The organism is Streptomyces sp. Isolate_45 (assembly GCF_024721315.2).
Classification (GTDB): domain Bacteria; phylum Actinomycetota; class Actinomycetes; order Streptomycetales; family Streptomycetaceae; genus Streptomyces.
Window position 1 is genome coordinate 40886 of sequence record NZ_JANFAK020000043.1, and the last position, 17389, is coordinate 58274.

The 17389-nt window shown below is 73.5% G+C and carries 15 protein-coding genes; 10 read left to right on the forward strand and 5 right to left on the reverse strand.

Annotation, left to right across the window (positions count from 1 at the left end):
• Nucleotides 1-247 precede the first annotated feature (247 nt).
• Nucleotides 248-2971: a DNA polymerase I gene (gene polA / locus NOD94_RS16550; RefSeq protein WP_281206700.1), complete on the forward strand. Its 2724-nt coding sequence runs from the start codon at nucleotides 248-250 to the stop codon at nucleotides 2969-2971.
• A gap of 60 nt (nucleotides 2972-3031) precedes the next feature.
• Here polA and NOD94_RS16555 read toward each other — a convergent pair whose 3' ends face one another.
• Nucleotides 3032-3892, reverse strand: coding sequence for a DUF4184 family protein (locus NOD94_RS16555; RefSeq protein ID WP_281206701.1), 861 nt, complete (start codon nucleotides 3890-3892; stop codon nucleotides 3032-3034).
• 145 nt (nucleotides 3893-4037) lie between these two features.
• Between NOD94_RS16555 and NOD94_RS16560 the strand changes: the two genes are divergently transcribed.
• From NOD94_RS16560 to NOD94_RS16575, 4 genes are all read left to right on the forward strand, one after another.
• Complete coding sequence (locus tag NOD94_RS16560) at nucleotides 4038-5471, forward strand: lytic transglycosylase domain-containing protein (RefSeq protein ID WP_281206702.1); 1434 nt, start codon at nucleotides 4038-4040, stop codon at nucleotides 5469-5471.
• Between the two features lie 278 nt (nucleotides 5472-5749).
• Nucleotides 5750-6232, forward strand: a complete 483-nt coding sequence (locus NOD94_RS16565) for a DUF6193 family natural product biosynthesis protein (RefSeq protein ID WP_281206703.1) — start codon at nucleotides 5750-5752, stop codon at nucleotides 6230-6232.
• Between the two features lie 156 nt (nucleotides 6233-6388).
• Entirely contained in the window at nucleotides 6389-6529 is a 141-nt protein-coding gene (locus NOD94_RS16570; RefSeq protein ID WP_281206704.1) for an SPW_0924 family protein, read from the forward strand.
• 12 nt (nucleotides 6530-6541) lie between these two features.
• Entirely contained in the window at nucleotides 6542-7534 is a 993-nt protein-coding gene (locus NOD94_RS16575; protein WP_281206705.1) for a DUF3068 domain-containing protein, read from the forward strand.
• Here the strand turns inward: NOD94_RS16575 and hrpB are convergent.
• Both hrpB and NOD94_RS16585 read right to left on the reverse strand, forming a co-directional pair.
• A complete protein-coding gene (hrpB, locus tag NOD94_RS16580) occupies nucleotides 7524-10043 on the reverse strand; it encodes an ATP-dependent helicase HrpB (RefSeq protein ID WP_281206706.1) in 2520 nt (839 codons plus the stop codon). The two genes, NOD94_RS16575 and hrpB, sit on opposite strands and share 11 nt — an antisense overlap.
• Before the next feature lie 5 nt (nucleotides 10044-10048).
• The gene (locus tag NOD94_RS16585) at nucleotides 10049-10918 is read right to left on the reverse strand and encodes a class I SAM-dependent methyltransferase (RefSeq protein ID WP_281206707.1); all 870 of its coding nucleotides are present in this window, start codon (nucleotides 10916-10918) and stop codon (nucleotides 10049-10051) included.
• 350 nt (nucleotides 10919-11268) lie between these two features.
• Between NOD94_RS16585 and rpsA the strand changes: the two genes are divergently transcribed.
• From rpsA to NOD94_RS16605, 4 genes are all read left to right on the forward strand, one after another.
• Nucleotides 11269-12786 (forward strand): 30S ribosomal protein S1, encoded by a 1518-nt coding sequence (rpsA, locus tag NOD94_RS16590; RefSeq protein WP_281206708.1) that lies wholly within the window; start codon nucleotides 11269-11271, stop codon nucleotides 12784-12786.
• 240 nt (nucleotides 12787-13026) lie between these two features.
• The gene (locus NOD94_RS16595; protein ID WP_281206709.1) at nucleotides 13027-13965 is read left to right on the forward strand and encodes a PAC2 family protein; all 939 of its coding nucleotides are present in this window, start codon (nucleotides 13027-13029) and stop codon (nucleotides 13963-13965) included.
• Nucleotides 13966-14042: 77 nt separating this feature from the next.
• Nucleotides 14043-14654, forward strand: a complete 612-nt coding sequence (coaE, locus tag NOD94_RS16600; RefSeq protein ID WP_281206710.1) for a dephospho-CoA kinase — start codon at nucleotides 14043-14045, stop codon at nucleotides 14652-14654.
• Between the two features lie 193 nt (nucleotides 14655-14847).
• Nucleotides 14848-15186 (forward strand): tetratricopeptide repeat protein, encoded by a 339-nt coding sequence (locus tag NOD94_RS16605; protein ID WP_281206716.1) that lies wholly within the window; start codon nucleotides 14848-14850, stop codon nucleotides 15184-15186.
• A 44-nt stretch (nucleotides 15187-15230) separates the two neighbouring features.
• Here NOD94_RS16605 and NOD94_RS16610 read toward each other — a convergent pair whose 3' ends face one another.
• Together NOD94_RS16610 and NOD94_RS16615 are read right to left on the reverse strand one after the other, a co-directional pair.
• On the reverse strand, nucleotides 15231-15491 hold the full coding sequence (locus NOD94_RS16610; protein WP_281206711.1) for a DUF6343 family protein: 261 nt from the start codon (nucleotides 15489-15491) through the stop codon (nucleotides 15231-15233).
• Nucleotides 15492-15682: 191 nt separating this feature from the next.
• Nucleotides 15683-16342, reverse strand: coding sequence for a hypothetical protein (locus NOD94_RS16615; protein ID WP_281206712.1), 660 nt, complete (start codon nucleotides 16340-16342; stop codon nucleotides 15683-15685).
• Between the two features lie 151 nt (nucleotides 16343-16493).
• Between NOD94_RS16615 and NOD94_RS16620 the strand changes: the two genes are divergently transcribed.
• The coding region (locus NOD94_RS16620; protein ID WP_281206713.1) for a helix-turn-helix transcriptional regulator at nucleotides 16494-17389 on the forward strand (896 nt) is incomplete at its 3' end.

Genomic DNA, 17389 nt, shown 5'->3' on the forward strand with positions numbered 1-17389 from the left:
CGTACGGGTGCGGCACGTGCGACCGCATCCTTCGATACTTTCACGTGCGCCGGCGACGGGGGAGGGCGGCCGGGGGCCGCCGGGTCCGGTACGGGGTGCGCCGGGGGCGGACGCGTGGGGCGGATGCGCCGGGTGGGGCGCTGCGGGCCCGGCCCCGGCGGGCCCGAGCCGACCCCGGGCGGCCGCGGCGGCCGTAGCGCGATCGTCCGCGCCGGAATTGTCGGCGGGGGCGCCTAGGATCGGGGGCGTGGCAGATTCAGCATCGAAGAAGACCGACCAGACGACCGCAGCGGACCGCCCCCGCCTGATGCTCATGGACGGGCACTCCCTGGCGTACCGGGCGTTCTTCGCGCTGCCCGCGGAGAACTTCACGACCGCGACGGGCCAGCCGACCAATGCCATCTACGGCTTCGCGTCGATGCTGGCGAACACGCTGCGCGACGAGGCGCCCACGCACTTCGCGGTGGCGTTCGACGTGTCGCGCAAGACGTGGCGCTCGACGGAGTTCCCCGAGTACAAGGCGAACCGTTCCAAGACCCCCGACGAGTTCAAGGGGCAGGTCGAGCTGATCGGCGAGCTCCTCGACGCGATGAAGGTGCCGCGGTTCGCGGTCGACGGCTTCGAGGCCGACGACGTGATCGCGACGCTGACGACGCAGGCCGAGGCCCTCGGCTTCGACGTCCTGATCGTCACCGGCGACCGTGACTCCTTCCAGTTGGTCTCCGAGCACACGACGGTGCTGTACCCGACCAAGGGCGTCTCGGAGCTGACCCGGTTCACGCCGGAGAAGGTCGAGGAGAAGTACGGGCTCACCCCGCAGCAGTACCCGGACTTCGCGGCGCTGCGCGGCGACCCGTCCGACAACCTGCCGGGCATCCCGGGCGTCGGTGAGAAGACCGCCGCCAAGTGGATCACCCAGTTCGGGTCGTTCGCGGAGCTCGTGGAGCGGGCCGAGGAGGTCAAGGGCAAGGCCGGGCAGAACTTCCGGGACCACCTGGAGGCCGTCAAGCTCAACCGGGTCCTGACCGAGATGGTCAAGGACGTCGAGCTGGCGAAGACCCCCGCGGACCTGGCCCGGGCCCCGTACGACCGGTCCGCGGTGACCGGCGTGCTCGACGTACTGGAGATCCGCAACGCCTCGCTGCGCGAGCGGCTGCTCGCCGTGGACCCGGGCGCGGCCGAGGACGAGGCGCCGGCCCCGACGGCGGCAGCCGTGGAGCTGGACGGTTCGGTGCTGGGCACGGGCGAGCTGGCGCCGTGGCTGGAGAGCCACGGGGCGGGCCCGCTGGGCGTGTCCACCGTCGACAGCTGGGCGCTGGGCCAGGGCAACGTCAGCGAGATCGGGCTGGCCGCGGCCGGCGGGGCGGCCGCCTGGTTCGAACCGTCCGAACTGGACGAGGCCGACGAGAAGGCCTTCGCCGCCTGGGCGGCCGACGCGAAGAAGCCCAAGGTCGTGCACAACGCCAAGGGCCTCATGCGGGTCTTCCCCGAGCACGGCTGGACGCTGGCCGGCGTCACCATGGACACCGCCCTCGCCGCCTACCTCGTCAAGCCGGGCCGGCGTTCCTTCGCGCTGGACGTGCTGTCCAACGAGTACCTGCACCGGGAGCTGGCGCCCGCCGCGGCCGACGGGCAGCTGGCCTTCGGCGCCGACGAGACGGCCGAGGCGGACGCCCTGATGGGTCAGGCCCGCGCCGTCCTCGACCTCGGCGACGCCCTCACGGCGAAGCTGGACGAGGTCGGGGCGACGGAACTGCTCCACGACATGGAACTGCCCACCTCCGAGCTGCTGGCCCGGCTGGAGCGGGCCGGCATCGCCGCCGACCGGGACCACCTCGAAGGCATGGAGCAGCAGTTCGCCGGAGCCGTCCAGCAGGCGGTGAAGGAGGCGCACGCCGCGGTGGGCCACGAGTTCAACCTCGGGTCGCCCAAGCAGCTCCAGGAGGTGTTCTTCGGCGAGCTGGACCTGCCGAAGACGAAGAAGACCAAGACCGGCTACACCACGGACGCGGACGCGCTGGCCTGGCTGGCCGGCCAGACCGACCACGAACTCCCGGTGATCATGCTCCGGCACCGGGAGCAGGCCAAGCTCCGCGTCACCGTCGAGGGCCTGGTCAAGTCGATCGCCGCCGACGGGCGGGTCCACACCAGCTTCAGCCAGACCGTCGCCGCGACCGGACGACTGTCCTCCACCGACCCGAACCTGCAGAACGTGCCGGTGCGCACCGACGAGGGCCGGGCCATCCGCCGCGGCTTCGTCGTCGGCGAGGGCTACGAGTCGCTGATGACGGCCGACTACAGCCAGATCGAGCTGCGCGTCATGGCCCACCTCTCCGAGGACGAGGGCCTCATCGAGGCGTTCGCCACCGGCGAGGACCTCCACACCACCGTGGCCTCCCAGGTGTTCGGCGTCGAGCGCTCCCAGGTCGACGCCGAGATGCGCCGCAAGATCAAGGCCATGTCGTACGGCCTGGCGTACGGACTGTCCGCGTTCGGTCTCGCCCAGCAGCTGAACATCGAGCCCGCCGAGGCCCGCGGCCTGATGGACACCTTCTTCGAACGGTTCGGCGGGGTCCGCGAATACCTCCAGCGCGTGGTGGACGAGGCCCGCGCCACCGGATACACGGCGACCGTCTTCGGGCGCCGCCGCTACCTGCCCGACCTCAACAGCGACAACCGCCAGCGCCGCGAGGCCGCCGAGCGGATGGCGCTGAACGCCCCGATCCAGGGCACCGCCGCCGACATCGTCAAGGTGGCCATGCTCCGCGTCGACAAGGCCATCACCGGCGCGGGCCTGAAGTCGCGGATGCTGCTCCAGGTCCACGACGAAATCGTCCTGGAGATCGCCCCCGGCGAGAGGGAGCGGGTCGAGGAACTGCTGCGCCGCGAGATGGGCGCCGCCGTGGAACTCCGGGCCCCGCTGGACGTGTCCGTCGGCGTCGGCGGCGACTGGGAGTCCGCCGCGCACTGACCCGCGTACGCCCCGTACGGACGCCCGCCCCCTCGCACCGAGGGGGCGGGCGTCCGTACGTCAGGCCCGGCGGGCGCCGGCGGGCGTGGGCTCCTCGTGGTCGGGGCGGCGGTCGCCGGCGTGGCGGTGGCGCAACCGGAAGAGGACCCCGTACAGCAGCAGGGCCACGGCGAGGCCGCCGCCCGCGCCGAAACAGACGGTCGGGATGATGTCGAGCGGACTGTCGATCCGGTCGAAGAACGTGTACCAGCGGATCACCCGCATCGTGACCCCCACCGTCACGCACACGGCGAACAACGCGAGGGTGCCCAGGAACTCCGCACGGCCGAGCGCCGGCACCGACGCCGGAGCGGGCCCGTCCGGCAGCCGCCGCAGACCGGTCGTCACGAACCGGAACAGGACGCAGGCGGCGAGCGCGGAAGAGCCGTACTGGACGTACGAGTAGAGCGGCAGCCCGAACGCGAACGGTTCGCCCAGCTCCGGCAGCGCGTTCGTGCCCCAGCGGTCCAGGTGGGTGAAGCTGTCCCACACGACGTGCGTGAGGGAACCGACCACCGCCGAGACGTAGAACCACAGGACGAGCGAGGACGGCCGCCGCCCCCGCCAGCGCTCGCCGCGCACGAAGGCGTGGACACGGCCCTGCCGGCGGCGGGGCAGCAGCGCGATCAGCGGCTCGCGCAGCAGCACCCAGCACGCCGCGAGGGCGGCGGTCAGCAGGGCGTCCACGGTGATGACGCCCAGCAGGGAATGCGTGAAGGCGCCGTACGCCATCACGCCCTCGACGACCGCGTCCATGAAGTAGAAGGTGTCCGGCGCGAAGGACCCCAGAACCAGTGCCGAGGCCACCAGGGGCCCCCGGGCCCGCCCGGTCCGGCGAACGGCCGGAAGTACGGCAGCCGCGTGGCTGAGAGTGAACGGCACGGTGCTTCTCCTCGGTGCGGACGTCGGGACAGTATGCGTGACCTGCGCAGGACGTGGGGATGTCGTGAAATCCGAGCCGCGGTTCGTGCCCCGTGAAGGGAGTTGACGTAGGGTCACGCGGACGTCTAGGGGAGGGGTCCGGCTCATGTCGGCTCGAATAATCGGACGCAGGCTGCGCAGGGGCGGTTTCGCCGCGGTGATCTCGGCGCTGGTCGTGGCCGCGGTGACCGGCTCACAGGGCCCGAACGGCGGGAGCGCCGGCCGGATGGCCGCCGCGGGAGAGGGCAGCGCACAGCCCGCCCCGACCGTCGCCGGAGCCGGCGGCGACTCCACCTACTTCACCGAACTGCCGCCCCTGCTGAGCCCCGAACCGCCCGCCGTCGTACTCCCGGTGGACGGGGCGACCCCGGCCGCCGCACCGACCCCCGACCCCGCCCCGACGGTGGCGCCCGCCGCGGCCGACACCCCGCGCACCGAGCCGGTGACCGCCCCGGAGGGCGCGAAGGGGATACCGGCGAGCGTGCTCGCCGCGTACCGGCGGGCCGAGCAGAAGGTCGGCGGGAGCGACCCCGGGTGCGGGCTGCGCTGGCAACTCCTCGCCGCCATCGGCAAGGTCGAGTCCGGGCAGGCGGGCGGCGGCCGGGTCGACGCCGCGGGGACCACGCTGCGCCCGATCCTCGGCCCCGTCCTCAACGGCAACGGCTTCGCGAACATCTCCGACACCGACGGCGGGGCCTACGACGGCGACCCCCGCTACGACCGGGCCGTCGGCCCGATGCAGTTCATCCCCTCCACCTGGGCGTCCTGGGGCCAGGACGCCGACGGCGACGGGCGGCGCAACCCGAACAACATCCACGACGCTGCGCTGGCCGCCGGCCGCTACCTGTGCGCGGGCACCCGGGACCTGCGGACCCCGGCGGACCTGGACCGGGCCGTGCTCTCCTACAACCAGTCCACCGAGTACCTGCGGACGGTGCGGTCCTGGTTCGCGTACTACCTCGCGGGCACGCACGAGGTCCCGGACGGCACGGGCCCCGCAGCGGGTACGGGCGGAGGTACGGGCGGAGGTACGGGCGGAGGTACGGGTACGGGTACGGGTGGCGGAACCGGAGCCGGTGCGGGAACCCCGGTGGGTCAGCCGGGCACGAAGCCGACGCCGGGACCGGTGACACCCCCGGCGCCGAAGCCGAGCCCGAAGCCGACGCCCAAGCCGACCCCGACTCCTACACCCACCCCGACCCCCACGCCGACTCCTACACCCACCCCGACGCCGACGCCGACGCCGACGCCGACGCCGACGCCGACTCCTACACCCACCCCGACGCCGACGCCGACTCCTACACCCACCCCGACGCCGACGCCGACGCCGACTCCTACACCCACCCCGACTCCTACGCCGACGCCGACGCCGACGCCGACTCCCACCCCCACGCCGACCCCCACCCCGACGGGCACATCCACCCCCGAGCCCACCCCGAGCTCCACCCCCAGTACCCGGCCCGGCACCTCCACTCCGAGCCCCACCGCCCCGGGCCGGCCGGCCACGGCGCCGGCGGCGAGCCCCAGCAGCACCCCGTAGGCCCGGCGGGGACAACGGCATGCGCGGCGACGCCGGGCCGAAGCCGCCCCGGCGTCGCCGCCCGCACCGCGAACGCCGTTGCGCGCGCGAGGAGTTCGCGGACCACCGTGGCGTCGGCCGCGCCGGCGTCCCCGTATGCCGTCGCACCGGCGGAGGCGGGCGGGCGCAACCGGCTTCGCGCCGCCCCCCGCCCGGCCCGCGGGCTTCGTTCCCGGTGGCGGATACTCGCCTGCCCGCCACCCCTGGTCAGGGCCGGTGTCCGGCGCCAGACTGGCGCGATGAACGACAACGTTGACGTCCCCGTGGCCGAAAAAAGACCCCTCCTGCCCCGGCCCGTCCTCCCCGACCTGGCCGCCGCGCGCCTGCTCGGACCGGCGGAGTTCGTCGAGGTGAGCTGGCAACGGCTGCTGCTCAGTTGGCGGGCCATGCGCGACCACCAGTTGGAGAGCCGCCCCGATCGGCCGTACCCGCCGATCGTCCCCCTGTTGGAAGCCGCGTACGCGGAACCCCTGTTGCGGCAGCTGCACCCCTTCACCAGCCACCACAGCCTGAACCTCAGCAGCTGCACCGAGTTCCCGTACCTCGTGCGGGTTCCGGCCGTGGACCCGCTGCCCGACGGGCGGTTCCGGGTCCGTCTGGCCCGCAGCAACGGCGTGCTCGGCTGGGCCGACACAGCCGAGGAGGCCGTCGCCCTCGTCGCCGCGCACGTACCGCCGGGGCTCGGCCCCGCGGTCACCCGCGCCGAGGACGTCAGCGACTGAGGGAGCGGGCCGCGGCTCCCGCTCCGGCGCGGACCGCGGCCGCTCGCCCCGCTTCCCGCGATCCCCGCGATCACCGCGCGAGACGGTTCTCATCTCGCCCCCGCGTTGCTACGGTGCCCCATCTCTGACGCCCTATCAGATTTCGGAGGCCCCGGCATGCGCGCTCTCGTCGCCGCCGCCATCGGGCTGGCCGCCGCGCTCGCCGTCGTCCTCGCCATCACGGCGGCAGGGGCGCCGGAGGGCCGGACCTCGCCCAAGCCGCTGCTCACCACCGCGCCCCCCGCGCCCGGAAAGTAGAGGAGGCCCGGCATGCGACGCAGAGCGAGCCTCGTCCTGCTTGCCCTCGCCGTGTTCTGCGCGGCCCTCGCACCCCTGCTGCGCTGGTACGCGTACCCGCGGCTCGCCAAGATCCCGCCCAACCAGTACCAGGAGGTGGTCCTGGAGGCGAAGGACGCCACCCTCATCGACTACAACGACGGCATGAAGCCCAAGAAGGTGGACAAGGTCACCATCGTCCAGACCCTCAAGGGCAACGTCGAGGCCTCCGAGGAGATCGAGGCCGACGCGGGCAAGGACGTCGTCGTCTGGGACGCGCTGTCCTACATCATCGGACCCGACGGGAAGATGGTCTCGCAGATCCCCGAGCGCTACATCTTCGACGCCCACACCCAGGACCCGGTGCACGCCACCGGCGAGATGGTCGACGGCGACCCGGTCAAGCGCGAGGGCATCGAGTTCAAGTGGCCCTTCTTCACCGAGCCCCGCGACTACCTCTACTTCGACGCGCAGACCCGCACGTCCTCGCCCATCCACTACGTCGGGCCGCGCACCTACCGGGGCATGGAGGTCTACTACTTCGAGCAGACCGTCCCGTGGACCAAGGTCCCCATGCCGAAGAAGATGCCCATCGAGGGCATCGACCCGGCCACCATCGAGCAGACCACCGGAACCAGCCTCTGGTACACGGTCAAGGCGATGTTCTGGGTCGACCCGGTCACCGGCGCACCCGTCAACGCCGAACAGGTCATCCAACAGGAGATGCGCGGCGGGATCGCGGCGAGCGGCCCCGACGGGAAGCTGACCGCCTTCGCCGGGCACGTCAAGATGCGCCCGGACTACGCCGAGCACACCCTCGACCTCGTCAAGTCGAACCGTACGAAGGTCCTCGCGCTGCACACCTACGCACCCGGCGGACTCGCCATCGGTGCCCTCGGCCTCCTCGCCGCCGCCCTCTGGCTGGAGGCCCGCGGCCGCCGCGTACGGGAGCCCGACCCGCACCCCCGGGAGCCGGTCAGCGCCTGAGCCGGGCATTGGTGTGCCGGGTGGGCTCGGCGGTCGCCGGGTCCTCCGGCCACGGGTGCTTCGGATACCGGCCGCGCAGCTCGGCCCGAACCGCCCGGTAGCCGCCCTGCCAGAAGGAGGCGAGGTCGGCGGTCACCGCGGCGGGCCGCCCGGCCGGCGACAGCAGGTGGACCAGTACGGGAACCCCCGCCACCCGGGGCGTCTCCGCCAGCCCGAACAGTTCCTGGAGCTTCACCGCCAGCACGGGCTGCTCGCCGGAGTAGTCGACCCGGATCCGCGAACCGCTCGGCACCGGGAGCCGCTCGGGAGCCAGCTCGTCCAGCCGCCCCGCCTCCCCGGTCGCCCACGGCAGCAGCCGCTTCAGGGCCTGCCCGGCGTCGATCCGCCCCAGGTCGGCCCGCCGGCGCGCCCGGGACAGCTCCGGCTCCAGCCAGTCGTCGGCCCGCTCCAGCAGGACCGCGTCGTCGGCGACGTCGGGCCAGCCCCCGCCCAGCGCGCGGTGCAGGAAACCCAGCCGGGCCCGCAGCGCCCGCGCGTCCTCGGACCAGCGCAGCAACCCGAGCCCCTCCGCGGCCAGCCCGTCCAGCAGGGCGGCCCGTACGAGGTCCGGGCCCGGGGCGCGCAGCGGGCGGACCGTGAGCTCGATCGCGCCGAGCCGTTCGACGGAGCGGGCGACCACGTCGCCGGCCTCCCAGCGCACCTCGTCACCAGCGCCCAGCAGGTGCCCGCAGGCGGCACGTGCCGTCTCCTCGTCGATGACGGCGGCGAGCCGCACCCGGGCGGACGTGGCGTGCGCCGCCCGGTCGGCGACCGCGACCGCCAGCCAGGGCGCGCCGCGCAGCACCGACCCGTCCCCCACCTCGGCTCCCGTCCCGGAAGCCATCAGGAAGGCCCCGCCCCCCTTGGCCGCGGCGACCCGCTCGGGGAAGGCCAGGGCGGCCACCAGTCCGGCGGCCCCGTCATCGGAGAGGACCGCCCTGACCGGGGCGTCCTTCCCGGCGGCGTCGGGGGCTCCCGCCGCGCGCTCCAGGCGGCGGCACTCCGCGCGCCAGCGCGCCGCGTACCCGTCGCCGCCCCGCCGGGCCGCCCGCCAGGCGGCGGCCAGGTCGTCCCCGTACTCCCGCGGCGGTTCCTCGCTGAGCAGAGCCACCAGCTCGGCCGCCCGGCGGGTGCCCAGCGCGGCCGCACCGTCCAGCAGGGCGCGCGCCAGCCGCGGGTGCAGCCCCAGCCGCGCCATCCGCAGTCCGCGCGCGGCCGGCCTGCCGGAGTCGTCGACCGCCCCGACGGCGAGCAGCACCTCCCGCGCCGCGGCCATGGCCCCGGCCGGCGGCGGGTCCAGCAACGCCAACCCCGACGCGTCGGGGTCGCCCCAGCAGGCCGCCTGCAGCGCGAACTGCGCCAGGTCCGCGATCCGGATCTCGGGCGAGGGGAAGGGCGGCAGCCGGGAGTCCTCGGCCCGCTCCCAGCACCGGTACACCACGCCCGGCGCCTCGCGCCCGGCCCGGCCCGCCCGCTGGCGGCCCGACGCGCGGGACGCCCGTACGGTCGTCAGCGCGCCCAGCCCCCGCGCGTGGTCCACCCGGGGCTCGCGCGCCAGCCCGGAGTCCACGACCACCCGTACGCCGGGCACCGTCAGGCTCGACTCCGCCACCGAGGTCGAAAGGATCACCCGGCGATGGTCCGCCGCGGTCAGCGCCGCGTCCTGGACGGCCGCCGGGGCCCGGCCGTGGACCTGGAGCACCTCCGCGTCGACCCCGCCCAGCTGTCCGGCGACCCGGGCGATCTCGCCCACCCCCGGCAGGAAGCACAACACGTCGCCGGAACGCTCCGCCAGAGCCCGTCGCACCACCGACGCCACGTGCGCCAGCTGCGCCGGATCCACCCGCATCCCGTGCGGCGGCCGCACCGGCCGCGCCGGCGGCGCCCACACCGTCTCCACCGGGTACGCGATCCCGGCGGCCTCCACCACCGGGGCGTCGCCCAGCAGCCGCGCCCAGCCCGCCGCGTCCGTCGTCGCCGACGCCGCGACCAGGCGCAGCTCCGGGCGCAGGGTCGCGCGCACGTCCAGGAGGAACGCGGCGACGGTGTCGGCGTCCAGGTGCCGCTCGTGGCACTCGTCCAGGACCACCACGTCCGTGCCGGCCAGTTCCTGGTCCCGCTGGAGACGCTGCAGCAGCACGCCCGTGGTCACCACCTCCACCACGGTCCCCGGGCCCACGACCCGCTCGCCGCGCACGGTGAAGCCCACCGACCCGCCCGGCCGCTCGCCCAGCAGCCAGGCCATCCGCCGCGCCGCCGCCCGGGCGGCGATCCGGCGCGGCTCGGCCACCACGACCCGGCGCCGCGGTCCGCCGCCGACCAGCCCGGCCAGCACAAGCGGCACCAGCGTGGTCTTGCCGGTACCGGGCGGGGCGCACAGCACGGCCGTGCCGTCGGCGTCCAGCGCGGAGACGAGGGCGGGCAGGGCCTCCCGTACGGGAAGGGCGTCGAGGTCGGCCTGGCGGATCAAGGGGGTCAGTCCCTCTCGCACACGAAGATCGCGGTCCCCGGGATCAGGTTGCCGCGCAGCGGGGACCAGCCGCCCCACTCCTGGTCGTTCCATTCGGGCCATTCCGGCTCGACGAGGTCCACCAGGCGGAACCCGCCCGCGACCACGTCCCGGACCCGGTCCCCGATCGTGCGGTGGTGCTCGACGTAGACGGCGTCGCCGTCCTCGTCCTGCTCCACGTACGGGGTCCGGTCGAAGTAGGAGGCCGCGACGGACAGCCCCTCGGGGCCGGGCTCGTCGGGGAAGGCCCAGCGAATGGGATGGGTGACGGAGAAGACCCAGCGGCCGCCCGGACGCAGGACCCGACGGACCTCGCGCATCACGTTCACCGGGTCGGCGACGAAGGGGACCGCGCCGTAGGCGGAGCAGGCCAGGTCGAACGAGCCGTCGCGGAAGGGGAGCCGCCCGGCGTCCGCCTCGACGAGCCGGACCGCCGGCAGATCGGAGCCGCCGATGCGCAGGGCGTGCTGGAGCTGGCGGTGCGAGAGGTCGAGCGCCACCGGGCGGGCGCCCCGGGCGGCCAGCCAGCGGGAGCACTGGGCGGCGCCGGCGCCGATCTCCAGGACGTCCTTGCCGTTGAGGGAGTCCGCGGGGCCGAGGAGGGCCGCCTCCGCCTCGTCCAGCCCCTCGGGTCCCCAGACGAAGCGGTCGTCGCCGAGGAACGCGCCGTGGTCGCTCTGGTACTCGTCGGCGTTGCGGTCCCACCAGCCACGGTTCGCGCGGCTGCTCTCCGCGTCCCCCGCGTCACGCCGGGTGGCCTGCGCGTCGTCCTCGGCGGCCCCGTCCGCCCCGTAGCCGTCTTCGGGGGCGGGTTTGTCGTAGGACTCTTGGTTCATGGGGCCCGTCGTCGTAGTCTGCGGATGGCTCGGGAAATCCATGTGGACTGCCCACCGGGGCTTCTGTGCCCCCGAATTGTGCCGGTTGTGCGGTGATCTGCCCGGGGTGTGCGCCTTCGCGCATTGACCCTGTCCGGCTGCCCCCGTATGCTACAAGTTGCGCTGCGAGCCTGTGCTCCTCAGACCTAGCAGGCTGCGCTTGCTTCTGTTGATGTCCCCTCGGTTTTCGAGGCCCTCCCGCTCGTGCGGATCCGGGCTTCCTTGGCTGTCCGGCTTCGGCAGATGCCGATAAGGGCTCCCGGCGTAGCAGTACCTACGACTTTCTGTCCGTAACCGGAGCCCTTTCCCACATGACGAGCAGCACCGAGACCACCGCCACCACCCCTCCGCAGGTAGCGGTCAACGACATCGGCGACGCGGACGCGTTCCTCGCGGCGATCGACGAGACGATCAAGTACTTCAACGACGGCGACATCGTCGACGGCGTCATCGTCAAGGTGGACCGGGACGAGGTTCTCCTCGACATCGGTTACAAGACGGAGGGCGTGATCCCGAGCCGCGAGCTCTCGATCAAGCACGACGTCGACCCGAACGAGGTCGTCAAGGTCGGCGACGAGATCGAGGCCCTGGTTCTCCAGAAGGAGGACAAGGAAGGCCGTCTGATCCTGTCCAAGAAGCGCGCTCAGTACGAGCGTGCCTGGGGCACGATCGAGAAGATCAAGGAAGAAGACGGCATCGTCACCGGTACCGTCATCGAGGTCGTCAAGGGTGGTCTCATCCTCGACATCGGCCTCCGTGGCTTCCTGCCGGCCTCTCTCGTCGAGATGCGTCGCGTCCGCGACCTCCAGCCCTACGTGGGCAAGGAGCTCGAGGCGAAGATCATCGAGCTGGACAAGAACCGCAACAACGTGGTCCTGTCCCGCCGCGCCTGGCTCGAGCAGACCCAGTCCGAGGTTCGCCAGACGTTCCTCACCACCCTGCAGAAGGGTCAGGTCCGCTCCGGCGTCGTCTCCTCGATCGTCAACTTCGGTGCCTTCGTGGACCTGGGCGGCGTCGACGGTCTCGTGCACGTCTCCGAGCTGTCCTGGAAGCACATCGACCACCCGTCCGAGGTCGTCGAGGTCGGTCAGGAAGTCACCGTCGAGGTCCTCGACGTCGACATGGACCGCGAGCGTGTCTCCCTGTCGCTGAAGGCGACGCAGGAAGACCCGTGGCAGCAGTTCGCCCGGACCCACCAGATCGGTCAGGTCGTCCCGGGTAAGGTCACCAAGCTGGTTCCGTTCGGTGCGTTCGTCCGCGTGGACGAGGGCATCGAGGGTCTGGTCCACATCTCCGAGCTGGCCGAGCGCCACGTGGAGATCCCGGAGCAGGTCGTCCAGGTCAACGACGAGATCTTCGTCAAGGTCATCGACATCGACCTCGAGCGTCGCCGGATCTCGCTGTCGCTGAAGCAGGCCAACGAGTCCTTCGGTGCCGACCCGGCGTCGGTCGAGTTCGACCCGACCCTGTACGGCATGGCCGCGTCCTACGACGACCAGGGCAACTACATCTACCCCGAGGGCTTCGACCCCGAGACCAACGACTGGCTCGAGGGCTTCGACACCCAGCGCGAGACGTGGGAGCGCCAGTACGCCGAGGCGCAGGTCCGCTTCGAGCAGCACCAGGCGCAGGTCATCAAGAGCCGCGAGGCCGACGAGGCCGCCGCTGCCGAGGGCGCTGCCGCCCCGGCCGCCGGTGGCAACACCGGTGGCGGCGCCAGCCTCTCCGGTGGTTCGTACTCCTCGGAGTCGGACGAGACCTCGGGCGCCCTGGCGTCCGACGAGGCCCTGGCCGCGCTCCGCGAGAAGCTGGCCGGCGGCCAGAGCTGATCGCAGCGCGCATCACACTCCGGTGTGAGTTGAGCTGAGACCGACGGCGAGGCCCGTCCCCTTCGGGGGGCGGGCCTTTCCGCGTTCCCGGCCCCCGGCCCGCCCCGCGCGCGGGGCGGGTCCGCACCCGTCGAGTGCCGTCCCGCGGCGCCGCGATCCCGCGAAAGACGTCAACTGGGGAATGCCGACGGCACCTTGGACGTTCTTGGCAGAGAACGCGGCGAGGGAGGAATGGTGACAGTGCTTGATCCACAGGGTTTGTACGAATGGGACGCCAAGGGCCTGGCGGTGGCCGACCTGGCGCTGGCCCAGGACTCGGCCGGACTGGTCATGCTCTACCACTTCGAGGGATACATCGACGCGGGCGAGGCCGGTGAGCAGATCGTCGAGCGGCTCCTGGAAACCCTGCCCCACCAGGTGGTTGCCCGCTTCGACGCGGACCGCCTCGTGGACTACCGGGCCCGCCGGCCGCTGCTGACCTTCCAGCGCGACCACTGGACCGAGTTCGAGGAACCCCGCCTGGAGGTCCGCCTCGTCCAGGACGCGACCGGCGCGCCCTTCCTGCTGTTCTCCGGCCCGGAGCCGGACGTGGAGTGGGAGCGTTTCGCGGTCGCCGTCCGACAGATCATCGAGCGGCTCGGGGTCAGGCTCTCCGTCAACTTCCACGGCATCCCGATGGGCGTCCCGCACACCCGGCCCGTCGGCATCACCCCGCACGGCAACCGGACCGACCTGATGCCCGGCCACCGCAGCCCCTTCGACGAGGCACAGGTACCCGGCAGCGCGGAATCGCTCGTCGAGTTCCGCCTGGCCCAGTCCGGGCACGACGTCCTCGGCGTCGCCGCGCACGTACCGCACTACGTCGCCCGCTCGCCGTACCCCGACGCGGCCCTGACCGCGCTGGAGGCGATCACCGCCGCGACCGGACTGGTCCTGCCCGCCGTCGCGCACGCCCTGCGGACCGAGGCGCACCGTACGCAGACCGAGATCGACCGGCAGATCCGCGAGGGGGACGAGGAACTCGTCACCCTCGTCCAGGGCCTGGAGCACCAGTACGACGCCGCCGCCGGGGCCGAAACACGCGGCAACATGATCGCCGAGCCGGCCGAGATCCCCTCGGCCGACGAGATCGGCCGCGAGTTCGAGCGGTTCCTGGCGGAACGCGAGGGAGAGCTGTAGCCCGTCGCCGTCGGAACGGGCCGCGGGGGGCCGGGGGGCCTGGCCGCGGCCTTCCGCCGGGGCCTAGGGTGCTGACCATGCTGAAAGTGGGCCTGACAGGCGGAATCGGTGCCGGCAAGAGCGAGGTCTCGCGGCTGCTGGCGGAGTACGGGGCAGTGGTCGTCGACGCCGACCGGATCGCGCGGGAGGTCGTCGAGCCCGGTACGCCGGGCCTCGCGGCCGTGGTGGAGGCCTTCGGGGAGTCCGTGCTCACCGCGGCCGGAGAACTCGACCGGCCCGCACTGGGAGCCATCGTGTTCGGCGACCCCGACAAGCTCCGCACCCTGAACGCGATCGTGCACCCGCTGGTAGGGGCCCGCTCCGCCGAGCTGGAGGGCGCGGCGGGACCCGACGCGATCGTCGTGCACGACGTACCGCTGCTCGCCGAGAACGGCCTCGCCCCCCTCTACGACCTGGTCGTGGTCGTGGACGCGTCCCCCGAAACGCAGCTGGCCCGGCTGACGGCGCGGCGCGGCATGACCGAGGAGGACGCGCGGGCCCGGATGGCGGCCCAGGCCACGCGGGAACAGCGGCTCGCGGTGGCCACCCTCGTCATCGACAACGACGGGCCCCTGGAGGCGCTCGAACCCCAGGTGCGGACGGTGTGGGACCGGCTCACGAAGCGGGCCGGCGGGGACGCCGGGGCCTGAGCACGACGGGGCAGCGGGGTGTTCCGCACCGGCGCGCAGCGGCGCGGGCGCGGAATAGCCCGAGCGGTCGGGCGCGTTGAACGCGCCCGTAGAGGGAAGGAAAGACACCGTGTCCGATACCACGCCCCCGCAGCCGCCGTCCCAGCCCTCCGGTCCGAGGTCTTCCGGCTCCGCGAGTCCCGAGACGCACGTCATCGACTTCCGGGCCGCCGAGCAGCTGCTGGCCGCACGCGACCCCCGCGGCGCGGTCAAGCTCCTCGACTCCGTCATAGCCGCCCACCCCGAGAACACCGCCGCCCGGCTGCTGCGCGCCCGCGCGTTCTTCGCGGCGGCGCAGCTGCGGCCGGCCGAGCTGGAATTCGAGCTGGTGCTGGAGCGGGAGCCGGACAACGCCTTCGCCCACTACGCCCTCGCCCGTACCCACGAACGTTCCGGGCGGCGCGAGCAGGCCCGCCGACACTTCCGGCTGGCCGCCGCCCTCGACCCGCAGCCCGAGTACCTGGCGGCGGCACGGTTCGACGACAACCCGTAGTCGACGACAGGCCCTGGTCGACGACCCGTGGTCGATGACAGGCCCTAGCGGATGCGCGGAGGTTCGTACGGGGGGACGTCACGGCCGGGCTGGTAGTGCGGGCCCTGCCGGATGTGCCGGGTCACGATCACCAGGTCCACGGCCGCCAGCAGGGCCACGACCCCGCAGGCGGCCGCCCAGCCGGGCCGGCCGCCCAGCGAGAACGCGACCGTCCCGGCAGCGGCCCAGATCAGCCCCCACAAGCTCAGCCAGAACCGCAGCCGCAGCGGACTGCGGGCGGTCACCGGCTCGTTACCGGAACGCATGCCCATCGCCTCGTCCCGCGTCGACTCGGCCCCGGATCGCCTGCCCGGCCCCGCACGGGCGCGGCGGATCCCTCGGATCCATGGTCCCACCCGGGGGACGGGGCTGCGATCCCCCCTTCCCCCCCCCCGGGCCTATCGGGACCACGGAAACTCGCGGGCTTCCGGGCGCCCTGGACTTCCGGACCGCGCGACTACGGGTTGAGCTTCTTGACGGCCGTCGTGGTCGTCTTCTTGAAGGCGGGGACGGGGGCGTCCGTCAGGTATCCCATCTGCCCCCAGTTCACGACGGTCACCGTGGCACCGTCCCGCCCGATGCCGAAGAGGTGCACGCCCGGCTCGGACTCCGGAACGGAGGCGTGGACCCCGTAGACGTGGGCGCCCTCCTCCACGGCGATCTTCCCGTAGTCCTGCCAGGAGGCCGTCCCGCCCGGGGTCGCGCGCAGCCAGTCGGCGGCGCAGGCCGCGACCTTGCGCTCCAGGGTCGTCACGAGCTTGGCGGCGGCGGTGTTCGAGGCGGTCCGTACGGAGATCTGCGCGGCGCCGGTGTCGAACTCGGTGCCGAAGGTGCGGTGCCAGCTGCCGGCCGCCGGAAGGACCCCCTCCAGACAGAACGGCGCGTTCTCCGGCAGCCCCTTGGTCACCTTCCCCGCGAACCAGGGGGAGGAGGCGTGCGGCGGCAGGTCGGTCCCGTTGAGGAAGCCGGGCGCGGCCACGGCGGCCGTCGCGGTCGTCGAGGTGGTCAGGAGCAGGGCGGCGGCGGCCGCGAGGACCGCGGTGGCCATGGCGGAGGTGGAGCGTCGGAACACGGTGTTCTCCCCGTACGAAGTGCGGTTGAAGGTCGTCTGCGACAACAGCCTTCCCCCGTTGCGGGTCGTCAGGCCAGGGAACCCGCCGGATCCGGGACACTGGAACGGCCGTACATACCGTCACCTGGGGGAACATCCCCCGGGTGGAACGGAGTCACGGGACGGGGGGAGTGCTGTGGGCGAGGCGGAACGGCCGGTGAAGGGGCCGGCCGAGACGGAGGCGTTCGCGCGGCTGATGCGGGAACTGAAGGAACGCGCGGGGGTGAGCTACGGGCTGCTGGCCCGACGGCTGCACACCAGTACGTCGACCCTGCACCGGTACTGCAACGGGGAGGCGGTGCCCGCGGAGTTCGCCGCGGTGGACCGCTTCGCGCGGGCCTGCGGGGCGACGGGCGCGGAGGCGGTGGAACTCCACCGGGCCTGGCTCCTGGCGGACGCCCGCCGCCGGTCGCCGGTGCCTGTGGCGCCGGCCGGCGAGGACGCGGACGCGGCGCCGGTGGCGGCGCCCGGCCGGGTCCCGGAGGCGCGGCCCGAGGAGGTCGCGGACGACCCCGCGCCCGGGGCGGCGTCCGGGGAGCGGCCGGACACCGTGCGCGCGACGGAGGAGCTACCGGAGCCCGAGCCGGCGTCCGGTCCGGTGAGGGACCGAGCGGCTGCGCCGAGCGCCGAGGAGGCGGGCCGACGGGGCGTTCCGGGGGGCGATCCGGAGGCTGTCCCGGACGCCGTTCCCGAGCCCGCTCCCGAGCCCGTTCCCGAGCCCGTTCCCGAGCCTTTTGCTGTTACCGAGTCCGAGTCCGAGTCCGAGTCCGAGTCCGCGCCCGCGTCCGAACCCGCCTCCGGGACCGCGTCCGGCTCGCTCCCCGATCCCGCACCCGCCCCCGATCCCGCACCCGCCCCCGGAGCAGCGGGCGGGCGGTGGGGTCGGCATCGGCGGCGGGGGATCGTGGTGGCTGCCGCCGGGGTGACGGCCGCCGTGGTCGTGGCGGCGGTGTTGGCCGCCGCGGGGCCGGAGGGGCCTTCGGCGCAGGCGGGGCCTGCGGGGAGCACCGCCGGAGCCTCGCCGACGCCCTCCCGCACGCCGGTGGCCGGGGC

Coding starts and splice junctions, on each gene's coding strand:
- NOD94_RS16610 (WP_281206711.1), bottom strand. CDS start 15,491: ATGCGTTCCGGTAACGAGCCGGTGACCGCCCGCAGTCCGCTGCGGCTG.
- NOD94_RS16575 (WP_281206705.1), top strand. CDS start 6,542: ATGCGACGCAGAGCGAGCCTCGTCCTGCTTGCCCTCGCCGTGTTCTGC.
- NOD94_RS16560 (WP_281206702.1), top strand. CDS start 4,038: ATGTCGGCTCGAATAATCGGACGCAGGCTGCGCAGGGGCGGTTTCGCC.
- rpsA (WP_281206708.1), top strand. CDS start 11,269: ATGACGAGCAGCACCGAGACCACCGCCACCACCCCTCCGCAGGTAGCG.
- coaE (WP_281206710.1), top strand. CDS start 14,043: ATGCTGAAAGTGGGCCTGACAGGCGGAATCGGTGCCGGCAAGAGCGAG.
- NOD94_RS16570 (WP_281206704.1), top strand. CDS start 6,389: ATGCGCGCTCTCGTCGCCGCCGCCATCGGGCTGGCCGCCGCGCTCGCC.
- NOD94_RS16585 (WP_281206707.1), bottom strand. CDS start 10,918: ATGAACCAAGAGTCCTACGACAAACCCGCCCCCGAAGACGGCTACGGG.
- NOD94_RS16565 (WP_281206703.1), top strand. CDS start 5,750: ATGAACGACAACGTTGACGTCCCCGTGGCCGAAAAAAGACCCCTCCTG.